We start from the raw sequence: 14,789 nt of genomic DNA, 5'->3' as shown, positions 1-14,789 counted from the left end.
CACAAGCTGTTGGAGCCGACATGCAAACCGTCCTGATCACCGGCTGCTCGTCCGGGTTCGGTCTTGAGACCGCCCGCCTCTTCATCGACCGGGGGTGGAACGTGGTGGCCACCATGCGCACGCCGCGCGAGGTGGGTCTGCCCGCCACCGACCGCCTGCGCGTGCTCGCCCTCGACGTCACCGACGCGGCGAGCATCCGCCAGGCCGTCGAGGCCGCGGGACCCATCGACGTCCTGGTCAACAATGCCGGCATCGGCTGGCTGAACGCCCTCGAAGGCACGCCGATGGACACCGTGCGCGAGCTCTTCGAGACGAACACGTTCGGGACGTTTGCCGTGACGCAGGCGGTGCTGCCGCAGTTTCGCGAGCGCAGGGCCGGCGTCGTCGTGAACGTCTCTTCGAGCGTCACCCAGAAGCCGCTGCACCTGCTCTCGGTCTATACGGTGTTCCTCGAACAGCCGCCCGACCCTGGGCGAGCCGGACAGGACCGCCTCCGGCACGTCGGCCGAGACCAGCGCGTCGAGATCGCCGGCCTCCAGCATGTCGCCGAGGTCCACGTCCTTGCCGACCCATTCCACCTCGACGCCGGGCGGCACCGTGCGGGCCACGAAGTCGATGGGCTCCATCGGGAAGTCGATGCCGCCCACGACCCAGCGGCTCTGCTCGGGCCGCCAGGCGAACTCGTCCGAGAGGACGCCCTTGGCCATCACGCCGGCATCGTGGCCGTAGAGCGCGAGTTCGCCGATCCGCTTGCCGGCCAGGTCCTGCGGTCGCGCGATGCCGCTCGCCCTGTTCACGTAGACCGCCCCGTGGCGAAAGGCACGGTTGAGGAACACCGGGATGGCCACGAAGGGCGAGCGCCCCTCATCGTCGAAGGTGCGCAGGAAGTAGGTCATGCCGAGTTCGGACACGTCGTAGCGTCCCCGGATCATGCCCTCGAAGATCTCGGTGACGATGCGGGCGCCGTGGAAGCGCGGCTCCACGCCCGCGATGCCAACGCTGCCGTCCGTGAGCAGGCGGGTGCGGTCGTAGTCCCAGAAGGCGATGTCGAGTGTCCTGTCGCCCATGGCGACCTCCTTCTCTCAAACCATTGTCGACCCTATTTAGTAAACGTGTTTACTATCTCAAGCTTGGGGTCGGGAGGGCACTCGGCCACGACCCGGTGTTAGGAGAGGACATGGCAGCCGATCCCGAGACCCTGACGGACCTATTCGCCAACGAGACGCTCGGCGCCCCGGAGAACGCCGTCGGCTTCGTGCTGTGGCGGGTGCTGCATCGCTACGTGCGTGAGGTCGACCGCGCGCTCGAGCCGGTCGACCTCACGCATCTCCAGTTCACCGCGCTCGCGCTCGCGGCCTGGATGGCGCGGTCGGGCGAGGCCGTGACGCAGACGGACCTCGCCCGGTTCGGCGACATCCACCCGATGCAGGTGTCGCTCCTGCTCAAGGCCCTCGAAGCGAAGGGCATGGTCCGCCGGTCGCGCCATGCGTCGGACACGCGCGCGAAGCTCATCGAGGTCACGGACGCGGGCGTCGCCGCGCTGCGAAAGGCCATGCCGCTCGCCATCGAAGTCCAGCATCGGCTCTTCGGGAGGGAAGGACAGCCGGGTGGCCCGCTGTTGGCAGCGCTCCTGGCGACCGACCTGGGCGACAAGCCGGCAACCGAGCGTGAGGGAGCCCGAAAAACCCATCGGCGGCCGACGACCCCGCGTGGTGGATAGGCCGCCGGCAGGCATCCGGAGAAGGACACCGGATCGGCTCGTTCCCTTACCGGTGGTCGCGCCGTGCCAGTTTGCTTCGAGGCTCAGTTGGGCCGGTCGACTACCGGATCGATCAGGCGTGGGGCCTATCAGGGTCTCAAGGCCTGTTCGATGAGGGCGCGGACTTCGCGCCAAGCCGAGGTGTGCGGCGTGACCAAGTCGAAGTGGCCGGCGTCCGGGACGTCGACGAGCCTCGGCACGGTCGCGGACTTGCCCCGCATGGCGCGGGCATAGTCGTAGGCGACCCAGGGCGGCACCAGCCGGTCGATCACGCCGCTGACCATCACGACCGACCCGGCCGACGGCGTCAGGGCCGCGGGCGAGACCTCCGCGAGCTTGTCCGAAGGGGCGAGCCGCTCGACGATGCCGGGGCCGCACAGCACCGGGACGAACCGCGCGAACGTCGCGAGGTCGCCCACGCCGCCCAGGCTGATCACGGCGCGCGGCACGAACCGGGGCAGCCCCTGCAGGGGACTCGCGGTCGGAAGCGAGCCGCGCGAGGTCGCCCACAGCGCGAGATGACCACCTGCCGAGTGTCCGGCGAGCACGACCCGCGAGAGGTCAAGCCGGTGGGTGGGCGCGTCCTCTGCGAGCCGGTCGAGCGCAGAGGCGACGTCCTGGTAGGTGCCCGGATAGCCGCCGCCGGCCTCGTTGGCGCGGCGGTAGCCGATGCTCCACACGGCGATGCCACGTCGCGCCAGCTCGGACCCGAGATGGCGCATCTGCTCGCGACCGGCGGTGCTGGCGCTCCAGCAGCCGCCGTGGATGAGGACCGCGACCGGGTGCGGGCCAGGGCCGTCGGGTAGGAAGACGTCGATGCCCTGGGCCGGCGCCTCGCCGTACGCGACCTGCAGGGTGGGCTCGGGCCGCGGCAGGTCGCGGAAGGTCGAGAGCTCCACCGGGTCGGCCACGGCCGGTCCGATGGCCAGCGTCGTCGCCAGCGCGAGGGCAGCACACCGCTTCATGTCAGCCTCCTGCCGGCCGTACCCGGTCGGCACCGACAGATCGCGTTCGCACCCAGCATATCACTCGTTGGTGTCGGGTTCGCCCGCCAACTTGAACAGGGTACCTCCGTTCCGGACATGGACGTGCGACGGAAGCGCCGCGCCAAGCCGATTTTAGCCTCAACCCTTACGGCGACGACCACACTCTGGCCCGCGCTTGTTTGATTGCATTATAAAGTATCTCGAATGGCATGTGCAGGGACAAGCGCTAAGACCACATCTCTGTTCGTCGTATTAAGCCGACTATACGAGAAAACCGATGTAAATTGTCGCACGCGGGCTGCGATCTGCTTTCCAGGCGTTCTCCTCGATGTCGGCGCCCGCAATCCACGCGCCGACGCTCCCACTGGACGACGACGATGAACAATGACGCTCTCAAGACGCTCGTGGCCCAAGGGCTCGCCGCCATGAAGAACGGCGGCAAGGTCGCCGCGCAGGCCACCGACGAGATCCGGAACGACGCCCGCCATCCCGACCTCAAGGCCGCGCTGGAGCAGGGCAACCAGACCTCGCAGCAATGGGCGCAGCGCATCGACCAAGCCCTGCAGGAGGCGGGCGGCAGCGGCGAGCAGAAGAACCCAGTGCTGGAAGGCCTCTACGAGGTCAGCCGCCAGATCCGCCAGCAGGCGCCCGACGACGCCTCGCGCGACCTCGGCATCATCGCCAACGGGCAGTTGGCGCTGCACTACTGGATCGCGGCCTTCGGCACGATCCGCGCGTATGCCGAGCAACTCGGCCTGAGCGGGATCGTGCAGGCGATGCAGACCTCCCTGGACGAGGCCAAGGCGGCCGACGAGCGGCACAACGAGATCGCCGCCACGATCATGGGCGCCTAAGCGACCAACCAACCCTCGGGGTCCCTCGACGCGCAGCATGCGGCTTCAACGCATGCTGCGCGAAGCCGGTGTGATCCACCGGGTAAGCCGACGCTGCTCGATATGCTTGAGCCGGCGCTAGGTCGCCTCAAGGCGATGACCGGCGCCTTTTCGTCTCCGCCGATGCGACCACCAACGCGGCGAGGCAGACGGCGGCGACGTCCTCGGCGAGGCCCCGGGCGCGTCCTGCCGATGTCCGCGAGTCCCCGCCCCGAGCGCCCCGCCCGAGGAGCGTGCCGGCGACCGCGCCAGCTACGCCGGCCAGGGCGCCGTACTCGGGCGATGCGCGCCGGCCGGCCAAGGCCCAGCCTCCGACCGCGCCGATGGCGAGCCGGAGCGCAAACGAGGGCGGGATGCGGCGGTCGGGCGCGAACGGCATCTTGTCCCCGGCCATCTCGGCGGCGGCGGCCGTCGTCGCGACGGCGCGCGCGCCCGGACCGCCGGGAATGAGGTCACCGCGCGTCCGGCCCTGCGACGCCGCCCAGGTCAGGGCGGCGCAAGCGGACATGCTGCGCATCCCCGCCACGAACCCGATGCCGAACGAGGTTCCATATTCCTGCATGCGATCCAGCCGGTATCCCGAGAAGCCCACTCCAGCGGCAAGCCGCGGGCACACCGACTGTTCCGGACCATGGCAGGGCCAGTCTCCACTTCGGTGGATGTCGTCCGCATAATGGGCCACGTTATGCTGATGTTATCGCCGCCGCTTTCAGATCCGCTTTCCCCTTCAGAGCGGACGTCCGAAGAGGTAGGGAGGAAGGTCCGAAAGGGGTCACGAGGAGCCCATCAACTGAGCTGTACTGAACGGCCGCCTGCTTCTTTGCCAAGCTTTGAGGGCGGACCACGATTGGCCAGGAGGTGCAGCAATCAACAGCTAGCCTCGCGATTTTCCGCTTCGGATCAAGTGTCTGTCGATGCCGATCTGATGATTCGTCCAAAGCTGTTAGCGCTTCCGGGATTTTGGACCGTGCTCATGCCTAAGTAGCACAAAGCCTGCTAAAAGCATCAGCCGAAGGTCATGGGACTGCGTAACACAGGTTAGTATTGACTGCATTTCGACCTCCGCTGGAGATCGTGATGGCCTCAGTCTTAAAAGAGAGTCTGTTTCGTCGACAAAAACCCGCTTTTCTCCAGCGCAAAAAGCCGCAGGTCAGCTGAGAAAGGCTGTCTCAGTGCTACCGGTGCGAGTTGCCGGAGACTTGGCGAGCCCGCTCGTTGGGGATGCCACCGACGAGCGGAGACGCATCGCGCAACGCCGCGCCATCACAGGTGCCGCAATCCGGAGACTGAGATCGTGGGTGTGGCTGCGGCCGTAGAGGTAGACGGCCAGCCTTGTCTGCGTGCTCTCGGGGACGTCACCGAGCAGATCGGTGAGCCCATCAGCCTCGGCACGGTAGAGCGCGTTGAGCATTCCAAGCGGCACAGGAGGGATGTCGTCGTACAGCCTGGGACGATAGTCCAGCCGCAGCTCCCTTGGTCACGAGCAGTGTGATCACCTTTTTTGTTCGAGCAGTTTGAACCGTGCTGCCGCCTCCTGCGACCAATGAAGGTGAGGGCCGCTGATAGCCCTCAAACACAGGAGACGAAGATGTCTGGCGGTCGTAAATTGATGAGCCTCGTCCTTCTGGTCGGCCTCAGCGCGGTCGGCGCGACCGAAGCCTTCGCGCACGGGCCGAACCATCGCCCCTTCCCCGGGCACAGGCCGGGCCACGTCGGGCACAGCCATTGGGGCCATAGGCATCATCACTTCAGCCCCTGGGGCTACTCGAACATCTACTATGGGGGGCACTGCCACACCCGTCGCTGGATCAACGACTTCGGCGATGTCGTCGTGCGCAGGTTCTGCCACTGATCAGGCTTAACGACCTCATCGAGCGTGGAAACTTGACGTATCAACGCCAGAACACAGAGGCGTTGCACCATCTGGCGATCCTCAGCATCACTTTCACGCACCTGGCTCCGTTCGGACCCGGGTGCGTTCCTCGTCCTGGGACTCCGTTGAGACGGTAACCACACGTCTTCGTTCTCGGCCTTAGATGCTGCAGCCCCTGCGAAACATTTCGGGGATGCCGGCCAACCCACGCGATCGTTGAACGAAGGGAAGGCGCGGCCTGTACACCGCCGGCGGCGGTGCCTGTCCGCGCACATCTGAGATGATGAGCACAAGGTCAAGCTACGCGAGAGAACCTCCAGCCGTGTCGAAGCTGGAGTGGCCGAGAGCCCACGATTTCTCGCAGCGTACTTTATCGGGGACGTACGCAGTTGCATGACACGCCCACACGGCGTCCTGCCCGCCGGAGACCCTGCGGAGTTTCGACCGCATTCTCCAAAAGGCGAGTGACTTCTTCGTGCCGGCGGCGGTGCGAAGCAGGGCTGAACCCGGCCGGAAATTCGGTGCACATTACTCGCCGGCGTACCGCGCACGGCGGATGTAGGCACCCGGTATGCAAGAACCTACCCGGGATAAAGCGGCCTCGGCCCGCGCCCGGGTTGGGTAGGCGCCGAGCACCGAAACATCGAAGCCCGGCACGAACCCGGAGAACTTCTCCGAGACGTCATTGAAGGGTCTTTCTCCGCAGGACCGCGCCTGCCGCCGCGTCCTGGCGACCGCGGCATCCGCCGAGCGGCTGCCCGTCCCGCCGTTGTTGTCGAAGGAGCCGAGCACCACCCACCAGCCCTCGTCCGCAAGCGGCACGCCGCGCATGGGCTGGGCCTGGGCCGGTGCGACCAGCGTGAGAACCGCGAGGATCAGGGCGACATGCATCTTGGTCTCCTCCCTTCAGCGTACCAGAGCCGTCTCGGGCACTGCGAGAACGACGAGGCCGGGCTTCGCGCGCAGCCGGTCGAGGAGAGCACTCGGATTGTCCTGCCTGTCCGCGGCCTCTCTGAGGCGGAGGCGATAGATGCCACCGGCACGAGGCCCGTCCACGACGGACAACCTGGTCTCCGCGAGGGCTTCCGTAATCTGCGCAGCCGTGGCCGCCGGCGCGAAGGCGACGAGGAAGAAGGTGCCGCCTGTCGAGGGTCCGTTCGCGTTATGGGAGGCGGTCTCGTAAGTCGTCGTCAAACCACCCAGCCACGCGCCCGTCAGCAGCCCCGCCTGCAGCAGGAGTAGGAGGCAAGCGGCGATGGCCGAGCCCGCCAGCATCGGTGGCGACAGGCTCGCCAACGTCTCGCCGATCCGCCGCAGCCAGCCGCGCTCCCGCACCGCTGGGTCCCCGTCAATACGCGCGAACAGGTCGTCTCGGGCCTTCATCGACGGCACGCCGAGGCCCTCGTTCACCGCCACGGTCCCGTCCCGCTCGGCGCGGGCGAGATCGAGCCTGCGCGCGAGTTCCGGTTCGCGCGCGAGCGCCGCTTCGATGCGGGCGGCCTCCGCCGGACGGAGACGGCCGGTGGCGTGCCAGGGCAGCAGCAGCTCGTCCTCGTCGCGCTCCGGGTCGGTCGTGCTCATCGCGGCCTCCTCACGGCCAACCCCGATCGATGCCTGCCTTCAGCAGCAGGTCCGACAGGCGCTTGCGGGCGTGGAACAGGCGGGTCTTCACGGTGCCCGCTGGGATGTCGAGGACCTGCGCCACCTCCTCGACGCCGAGCTCGTGGTAGTAGACGAGGTCGATCACGGTGCGGTGTTCCAGGGACAACGCTTCGAGGCAGCGCCGCATGGCCTCGGCCTTGCTCGCCTTCTGCAGTGAGACCTCCGGCGTATCGGCCTCGTCCTCGATGGCCTCAGCCAGCTCCGGTTCCAGTTCCTCGTGCGGGCGCCGCCGCAGGCTGGAGAGCGCCTTGAAGCGGGCGATGGTCAGCATCCAGGTCGTGACGCTGGACCGACCCTCGAAGCGGCCGGCCTGCTGCCAGACATCGAAGAAGACGTCGCTCATCAGGTCCTCCGCCCGGCTCGGGTCGCGCACCATGCGGACGAGGAAGCGGAACACGGTCGTCGCGTGCCGAGCGTAGAGGCCCTGCATTGCCACCCGGTCGCCACCGGCGATACGCCGGATCAGATCCTCGTCGGAAGGCGTGCTCATCCGCGCCCCTTCATAGGTCGCGTGGGCGAGGCGAGTGGTTCAATCCCGGATGAGGATTTCGCGCCGTGGCTGTCGCCGTCACGGCTTGTCACCATCGTCACGGCTGCGAGTTGGCGCTGACGGGGGTGGCACTTGCCCCCCTCGGCATTGTTCCGTCCGGCTCCTTGGGGGCCATAGGTGCTGTCAGGAACCGCACGGCACCGTCGGCATCGGCGAAGCCGGCGCCGAACTCACGGTCCGGACCTGGGGGACCGAGGTCGCGGGCGCTGTGCGTCAGCGCCGCTCGCACCTCAGCCGGCTTCAGGTCAGGTCTCGCCTGCAGCATCAGGGCAACCACACCGCTGACCTGCGCGGCGGCCATCGAGGTGCCTGAGAGAAGCCCGTATCTGTTGTTCGGCGCGGCGACGAGGATGTCGACGCCCGGTGCGGCGACGCAGAGGTACGAGCCGCGGTTGGCCGCCGGGAAGAGCCTGTCCTCAGCGTCCGTCGCGGTCACGGCGATGACGTTCGGGTCGGCTGCCGGGAACAGTGGCGGCGAGGTCGGGCCGGCGTTGCCAGCCGCGGCCACGTAGACAACGCCGCGTCCGGTTCCGGCGGCCAGGAACTCGGAGAGCGCCGCGTCCCAAGAACCGGCGAAGCTCATGTTGACCACTCGCGCGCCCATTTTCCCGGACCAATCCAGGGCTCGCAGGACGTGCAGCGTAGTGCCTTGGGCCCCGGCTCGCGTCTCGCCCGAGAAGGCGCGCACCACGAGGAGGCTGGCCTCCGGTGCTGCGCTGGCCAGTTGGGCGCGGGCGCCGACGATGCCCGCGATGGCTGTCCCGTGCGGGTGGGCGGCCGCCGCCTTGCCGCCGTCCAGCGCGTCGTGCCGGTCCGTGACGGCACCCTGCAGCGAGGGATGCCCCAGGTCGACGTCGGAATCGATCACGGCGACGGTCACGTCCTTGCCCGTGACCGAGGCGTGCGCCTCCTTCAGGCGGAGCTTGCCCACGACGTACTGTGCGCCGGCGAGGACCGGCATGGCCTCTCCGACGAGCGCGTAGACGTGGTTTGCCTGCGCCGAGGCGACGCGAGGGTCGCGCGACAGGGCGGCGACCACCTCCGCAACCGATCGACGGTCACGGAAGCGGGCTCGGTGCACGGTCACCGGCACCAGCGTGAAGGTGTCCGTGGAGATCAGCGAGAGGCGCTCGCGGCGCAGGATCTCGGGCAGGCTCCCGGCGGACACCTCCGCCTTGAGGACGAACAGGACCTCGCCGGGAACCTCGCCCGGGCCCGCGAGGCTCGGTTGGCTTACGGCCGGGACTGGTGCGGAAACGGGCGCCTGCCGACGCGGCGGAGGCGGTGCTTTGGCGAGTGCAGGCTTCGGCGGTTGCGGCTTGGCGGCGGGTGTCGCGATTGGCTTCGAGCGCTCCGGCCTTTGCGTAACCTTGGGCGAAGATTCGCGAACGGGTGTGGCCTGCTTGGGACGCGGTGCCGGTGCAGGCTCCGCACGATGAACGGGCGACGGGGCCTGTGGCCGGGGACGTGGCCTCGGCCGGTATGCCGGAGGCTCGTCCTCGTACTCCGGTTGTCGGACCGGCCGCCGCGGCGGCTCCTCGTCCTCGACTTCTTCAACCGGCTGTCGCGGGATCAGGCGCGGGATGACGCCGATCATGCCCGGCAGGCCGATCATCGGGCCACCGCGGTAGCCGCCACCGTAGCCGCCCCCTCCGTAACCGCCGCCACCGTAGGGGGCTCCGGCACCGGACCCGGCCGGGCCGCGCATCTGCGCATGAGCGATGAGGCAAGCGGAGAAGAGGAGCACCGCCGCGGTCAGGACGCGGCAGAGCCATCCGAGCATGAACCGAACGAAGGCACTCCGCATCGCAGCACGGGCTCCCGCGACCGCTCGCCCGAGCCGGCGCGCAGCGTCCTGACTGTAGATGAGCGACCAAACTCAGTCTACGCGGACTGGACACTCAGAGCCGCGCAGTTCTGACGGCGAACGCCGTGTCTCATTCGCAGACCCGTACCCGGCGAACATAGACGTTGCCGAAGCCGTCGTAGGTCCGCCGGACCTTGACGATGCACTCGTAGGTCTCGTCGGAGGTGGCGGCGATTGCGCTGCCGACCACCACGGCCCCGAGCGCAAGGCCGCCTAGGACGGCGCCCCCGTGGCCGAAGCCGTGGCTGTGACCGTGCCCGTGGAAGGGCTTCGCCTCGGTGGAGCCTGCTCCGAGAACCAGGCCAACGGTGCAAAGGGCGGCGATGATCTTGGTCCGGGTCATGGCGGCAATCCTCTGAATGGCTCGGGCCGCGCGGTGCGGTTCCGACATTCGTTGGTCGCGCGAGGCCGGGATCTGGTTCGCCAGCTTTCCAAACAAATGGAGGAGCGGTCAGGAGGATCGGGACGGCGTAGTTCGGCAAAAGTTCCGGCGCCCGTTTGCAAGAAGCTCCGCACTCCTCCGGATCATGCGAATCGCGGGGCAGCAGTCGTCCCCTTTCGTCGTGTTGCGGTCAGTAGCCGTGATGGTGATGGTGTGGCCCCGCTCGAAGCCATGGTCGAAGAGGCACGCAGTCTCGGCTTGGCGCGTAGAGCCTGAGCTGATGCGGGGGGAGGGGCGCAGCATTCGTTACGGGAGCTGGCGAGGCTCGTCCGTTGAAGAGTTCCACTCTGTAGGACTTCGCGATCCGTCACGAAGGTCTCCTCGTGTCTGAATAGCGGACTTGCTGCGGCTCAAGAATGAACGTCGGCTTGTGGCGGATTTCGTTGAAAAACTCGGGACCGGTCTTAGGCGGCACCACGACCTGCGCAAGGCGTAGAAAATCTTTCTACCGAGGCGATCATAAGCCGCCGTCGTAGACGGGGATACATCGTCATGTAGAGAAAAATCATTTCTAATTCTCAGCCCGAGATGACGCGCGAAGTGCAGAGCCTGAGTTTTTCAACATCGGGTAATGGGCGGCAGCTCTTCTGCGGAAGTCGTTAGGATCGGCTCTGCTGTTGGAAGAGGAGGCTGATCATGGAGTATTTCGCTGGCCTGGATGTCTCGATGGAGGAGACGCACGTCTGCGTGCTCGACCGCGACGGAGTAATTACCCATCAGGCGAAGGTGGCCTCTACGCCTGCAGACATCGCGCAGGAACTCAAGAAGACGCCCGCCTGCCGTCGGGTTGTGTTCGAGACAGGCCGGATGGCTCCGATGCTGTTCCACGGCTTGGCCGACCATGGTGTGCCGGTCGTCTGCGTCGAGAGCCGGCAGGCTTACCAAGCCTTAAAGTCGCTCACGACGCACAAGACCGACCGCAACGATGCGCGCGGTCTCGCTCACCTGGCACGAACGGGCTTCTTCAAGTCGGTGCACGTGAAGTCGTTGCCGGCACACGCCGTGAGGTCGTTGATCATCGCACGCAAGAAGCTGGTGGGCCAGCGGGTCACGTTGGAGAACCAGATCCGCGGCCTTGCCGTCGTGTTCGGGGTGCGACTGCCGCGGGCGCTCAGCCCTGCGTTCATCGAGCAGGCTCTGCGTTCGAGCGAAGGGATCACTGGGCTGTCTGCCGCCATGCGCGGCCTGATCGGAGCGCGAGCTGCCGTGCTGGCGGCTGTCGCCGCCATCGACGCAGATATCAAGCGGATGGTCCGAGCCTCAGAGGCTTGTCGCCGCTTGATGACGATCCCGGGCGTAGGTCAACTCACCGCGCTCGCCTTCACGGCAGCCATCGACGATCCTGAGCGCTTCAAGCGCTCTCGCGACGTCGGGCCGTATCTCGGTCTCGTCCCACGGCGTTACCAATCGGGCGAGGTCGACTACACCGGCAGCATCTCGAAGTGCGGCGACCGACGGGTCAGAACGCTCCTGTACGAAGCCGCCAACGTGATGCTGACGCGCTGCAGGCAGCCTCTGAAGCTCAAGGCTTGGGCTCTGGCCATTGCGAAGCGCTCGACGATGCGCAAGGCGCGCATCGCTCTCGCGCGTCGGCTGGCGATCATCATGCACGCGATGCTGCGGCAGGGCAGCGAGTTCAAACCTGCCTAGCGGCTGACATCACCGAACAGGAGGCCGAACCGAGCTCCCGAGCGGGAGCGACGCCCGAGGGAGGGAGCAGACGATGGCGCCGATTCTGTAGCATGCGGCCTCGCGCCGACTGCGCTTTCAACCGAGCCGCTCTGTACCCAGCTAACCCCATCAAGTGCCGCACGAGCACGTAGAGAACGCAGGCACCCGAAAGCGTCGAACGCTCTGGACCGAGCTGCCACCCATTGACCCATTAGAGAACAAAATCGGCGCACAGCCGACCAACTGGCATGCGAACTCCTGACCCCTAGCGGACGTTCAGGCGTGCCGGCTCAGAAGTCTGCTCAGTAGGAGCAAGCAGACCTAGCAGCGGCGGCCACGACATCATTTGGTACGGGCACATTTGCGGCCCAATACCCGAGGAGTGTGAAAGTCGAGGTCGGGATAGGGACCGGGCCCGTATCGATCAGCCACGTCCACCCCATCGCTTGCGAAGTCCACTAGGCTGAAAGACGGGACGCCGACCCAAGCTGTTTTGGATCTCAATCTCGGCGGCGGGGCAACGGTCCGAGATCACCCAGACGCTCGGAGAGCGGGGCGTGCCGTTCGTGTTCCTGACCGGCTACGATCCGGAGGTGATCCGGGAGTGCATACGAGACGTCCTACGGCCGCGGACGTTGCTGCCACTCAGGGTACATCGTCGCCGTCCGGTCAGCATGGTTTGCCGATGGCAGCCCTCTGCGACGATTGGGCGAACTCGAACAAGCTTCGTTATCTCCCGTTTGGCAATATCGACGCCGATCTGATCGTCGTCCAATGCTGTCAACGGTCTATGCTCGACGCAGTACGTCCTGCCATTCCGGGCGGCGCTCGATCTGCGCCTTCGCGAACGGACAGAGCGGGATGATGGCGACCCCATCACGCCGGGCATCCTCGACTGCGCGGCGAACCATCTGCTCGCCGATCCTGCGACCTCGCAGGGCGGCCGGGACGTTGGTAGAGTCGATAATGATCAGTTTCTCGCTGGAGCGGGTGTAGGTCATCTCGGCCTCGATACCCTCGACGACGATCCGGTAGCGCCCCTTCGTTGCGCCTTCCTCCCGTTCGACCGTCACGTCGGTCGCCCGTGATGCTTCGTCAGATTGCTCAGCGTCCGGCGCCCGAACCCGGCGAGACCGACCAGGCACGCATTCCAGCAGATCGCGATCCCATCCTCCCCGGTCGGCGGCGGCCTCGTAGGTGGAGACGAGAAACGCCGTGAGAGCCTCGTCGGGATCGGCGGCCGATTGCACAGCGTCGTAGGGCAGAACGAACTCGCCCAGTTCTTCGAGCCAGAAGGCGGCATCGGGCCGAACTGATGCACTGCGAAAGCCGCTCGGCGCCGGGTAGGCGTAGGCGTAGAAGGCGGGATAGTCGAGGCCGCCGCCACCCGGCCAGAAGCCCACCGAGGCAACCTCGCGGTCGTAGGCTTCCCGCGCCACGTCGTCCGGAAGCGCTGGGATGCTGCCGCGATGGAGCGGTGCTCGCCGGCCCGAGAAGCGGGTTACGGCCAAGTCGAGAGCGCCCCAGAACAGGTGGACTGGGCTGGACTTGCCGAGGAAGGAGGTCCGGAACGCCTTGAACACCCGGTCGACAGCCATCAATGCCTGATGGAAGCGCTGTACGGCGTCGCGATCCCAGGGCCGGTCGCGATGATCTTCGCGAAAGGGCATCGGGAAGGGCACCTCGTTCGGCTGTCCGTCGAAGGTGGGCGTACCGCCGAGGTCAGACACCAAGCGGACGAAATCGGCATGGAACGTCGCGACCGTGGACGGGCCGAGCGCGAACGACGCCTGGCGGCCGTCACCATTCGTGCCGACGACCCTGTGCTCGTGAAGGTCGAATAGGATCTCGATCCCCGGCCCATCAGGGATGGGTGAGGAGGAGAGGCCACGAGGCGTGACGTAGAAGGTGGCGTTCCAGGAGTGGTTGAGCCACGGGCTATGCGCCAGCCGGTATTTGCCGGCGATCTGCAGGTAGAGGTGCAGGGCCGAACAGGTCTCGCGCCAACCGAGATAGTCGAGGTGGGGCCACCTGTTGCTCATGCGGCGTTCTCCATCGCGCCTTCGCATATGCGTCGCGCCTGCCGTCTCGGACTGCGCGGCCGGACGCCGCGCCATCACCTTGTCGGCGCCCCTCAAGCCGGGAGCGGAATGTGCTCATCCCGGTCATTGGCCGGCAGGTCGAAGCGCCCTTGGCCCCAGTTCTGCGCGCGCCATTCGGCCTTCGCCGCCTCGATGCGCTCCTTGGAGGAGGCAACGAAGTTCCACCAGATGTAGCGTGGTCCCGCTAGCGTCGCACCGCCCAGGATCATCAGCCGCGCGCCACGCTCGCCCGCGGCCACGGTAATCCTGTCGCCGGGGCGAAAGACCATCATCTGCGCCGCCGCGTAGTCACGGCCGGCGACCGAGATCGAGCCCTCGACGACGTAGATGCCCCGGTCCTCATGGTCGTCCGGCAACGGCAGGCGGCTCCCCGGCTCCAGCCTCACGTCGGCATAGAAGGTCTCGGAGAACATCGTCGCTGGGGCGGCCTTTCCATAGGCGGACCCCAGGATCAGGCGCAGGGAGACACCCCGATCCTCGATGACCGGCAGCGCCTCCTTGCCGTGGTGCTCGAAGCTCGGTGCCACGTCCTCGTGGCTCTCGGGCAAGGCGATCCAGGTCTGGATCCCGAACAGGCTGTGGGGGCCGCTACGCGCCGTTGCCGTGGTGCGTTCCGAATGGGTGACGCCGCGTCCCGCCACCATCCAGTTCAGTGCGCCGGGACGGATGACCTGGTCGGCCCCGGTGCTGTCGCGGTGATGGAAATCACCGCGGAAGAGGTAGGTGACGGTGCCGAGACCGATATGCGGGTGCGGCCGGACGTCGACGCCCTGGCCCGTCAGGAGTTCGGCGGGCCCGGCCTGGTCGAAGAAGATGAACGGCCCGACCATCTGCCGGTTCGGCGCCGGCAAGGCGCGCCGAACCTCGAAGCCGCCGAGGTCGCGCGCACGGGGCACGATGAGCGTCTCGATCGCGTCGACGCCCACATCATCGGGACAGCCCGGTTCCAGGGCCGGGTTCCAGCTCATGACCTCAACCTCTCGA

The 14,789-nt window shown here is 67.0% G+C and carries 13 protein-coding genes and 1 pseudogene; 5 read left to right on the top strand and 9 right to left on the bottom strand.

Annotated features, from left to right (window positions below):
• Positions 1–20 precede the first annotated feature (20 nt).
• Together MPPM_RS00770 and MPPM_RS00765 are read left to right on the top strand one after the other, a co-directional pair.
• Positions 21–443: pseudogene (locus MPPM_RS00770) on the top strand (SDR family NAD(P)-dependent oxidoreductase); the annotation flags it as partial.
• A gap of 734 nt (positions 444–1,177) precedes the next feature.
• The gene (locus tag MPPM_RS00765; protein ID WP_096482989.1) at positions 1,178–1,720 is read left to right on the top strand and encodes a MarR family winged helix-turn-helix transcriptional regulator; all 543 of its coding nucleotides are present in this window, start codon (positions 1,178–1,180) and stop codon (positions 1,718–1,720) included.
• Between the two features lie 128 nt (positions 1,721–1,848).
• Here MPPM_RS00765 and MPPM_RS00760 read toward each other — a convergent pair whose 3' ends face one another.
• Positions 1,849–2,724 (bottom strand): alpha/beta hydrolase family protein, encoded by an 876-nt coding sequence (locus MPPM_RS00760; RefSeq protein ID WP_096482987.1) that lies wholly within the window; start codon positions 2,722–2,724, stop codon positions 1,849–1,851.
• Between the two features lie 398 nt (positions 2,725–3,122).
• Between MPPM_RS00760 and MPPM_RS00755 the strand changes: the two genes are divergently transcribed.
• Positions 3,123–3,599, top strand: a complete 477-nt coding sequence (locus MPPM_RS00755) for a YciE/YciF ferroxidase family protein (RefSeq protein WP_096482985.1) — start codon at positions 3,123–3,125, stop codon at positions 3,597–3,599.
• 127 nt (positions 3,600–3,726) lie between these two features.
• Here the strand turns inward: MPPM_RS00755 and MPPM_RS00750 are convergent, their stop codons facing one another.
• The gene (locus MPPM_RS00750) at positions 3,727–4,200 is read right to left on the bottom strand and encodes a hypothetical protein (protein WP_096487645.1); all 474 of its coding nucleotides are present in this window, start codon (positions 4,198–4,200) and stop codon (positions 3,727–3,729) included.
• A gap of 1,047 nt (positions 4,201–5,247) precedes the next feature.
• Between MPPM_RS00750 and MPPM_RS00740 the strand changes: the two genes are divergently transcribed.
• The gene (locus MPPM_RS00740; RefSeq protein WP_096482981.1) at positions 5,248–5,490 is read left to right on the top strand and encodes a hypothetical protein; all 243 of its coding nucleotides are present in this window, start codon (positions 5,248–5,250) and stop codon (positions 5,488–5,490) included.
• A gap of 549 nt (positions 5,491–6,039) precedes the next feature.
• Here the strand turns inward: MPPM_RS00740 and MPPM_RS00735 are convergent.
• The 5 genes from MPPM_RS00735 to MPPM_RS00715 all read right to left on the bottom strand — a co-directional run bounded on the left by MPPM_RS00735 (position 6,040) and on the right by MPPM_RS00715 (position 9,933).
• Positions 6,040–6,402 carry a sporulation protein gene (locus MPPM_RS00735; RefSeq protein WP_096482979.1) on the bottom strand — a complete coding sequence of 121 codons (363 nt, stop codon included), beginning with the start codon at positions 6,400–6,402 and terminating at the stop codon, positions 6,040–6,042.
• A gap of 15 nt (positions 6,403–6,417) precedes the next feature.
• The gene (locus tag MPPM_RS00730) at positions 6,418–7,092 is read right to left on the bottom strand and encodes a hypothetical protein (protein WP_096482977.1); all 675 of its coding nucleotides are present in this window, start codon (positions 7,090–7,092) and stop codon (positions 6,418–6,420) included.
• Between the two features lie 10 nt (positions 7,093–7,102).
• Positions 7,103–7,663 carry a sigma-70 family RNA polymerase sigma factor gene (locus tag MPPM_RS00725; protein WP_096482975.1) on the bottom strand — a complete coding sequence of 187 codons (561 nt, stop codon included), beginning with the start codon at positions 7,661–7,663 and terminating at the stop codon, positions 7,103–7,105.
• A gap of 97 nt (positions 7,664–7,760) precedes the next feature.
• Positions 7,761–9,338, bottom strand: a complete 1,578-nt coding sequence (locus tag MPPM_RS29150; protein ID WP_280176342.1) for a S8 family peptidase — start codon at positions 9,336–9,338, stop codon at positions 7,761–7,763.
• Between the two features lie 322 nt (positions 9,339–9,660).
• Positions 9,661–9,933: a hypothetical protein gene (locus MPPM_RS00715; RefSeq protein ID WP_096482970.1), complete on the bottom strand. Its 273-nt coding sequence runs from the start codon at positions 9,931–9,933 to the stop codon at positions 9,661–9,663.
• Positions 9,934–10,668: 735 nt separating this feature from the next.
• Between MPPM_RS00715 and MPPM_RS00710 the strand changes: the two genes are divergently transcribed.
• Entirely contained in the window at positions 10,669–11,682 is a 1,014-nt protein-coding gene (locus MPPM_RS00710) for an IS110 family RNA-guided transposase (protein WP_096482968.1), read from the top strand.
• Positions 11,683–12,491: 809 nt separating this feature from the next.
• Here MPPM_RS00710 and MPPM_RS00705 read toward each other — a convergent pair.
• Together MPPM_RS00705 and MPPM_RS00700 are read right to left on the bottom strand one after the other, a co-directional pair.
• On the bottom strand, positions 12,492–13,745 hold the full coding sequence (locus tag MPPM_RS00705; protein WP_096482966.1) for a DUF5996 family protein: 1,254 nt from the start codon (positions 13,743–13,745) through the stop codon (positions 12,492–12,494).
• A 92-nt stretch (positions 13,746–13,837) separates the two neighbouring features.
• On the bottom strand, positions 13,838–14,773 hold the full coding sequence (locus MPPM_RS00700; protein ID WP_096482964.1) for a pirin family protein: 936 nt from the start codon (positions 14,771–14,773) through the stop codon (positions 13,838–13,840).
• Between the last annotated feature and the right edge of the window lie 16 nt (positions 14,774–14,789).

Origin of the sequence: Methylorubrum populi (assembly GCF_002355515.1) — a bacterium.
Lineage (GTDB): Bacteria > Pseudomonadota > Alphaproteobacteria > Rhizobiales > Beijerinckiaceae > Methylobacterium > Methylobacterium populi_A.
The sequence above is the reverse complement of the archived record's forward strand: the minus strand, read 5'-3'. Positions and strand labels throughout refer to the sequence as shown.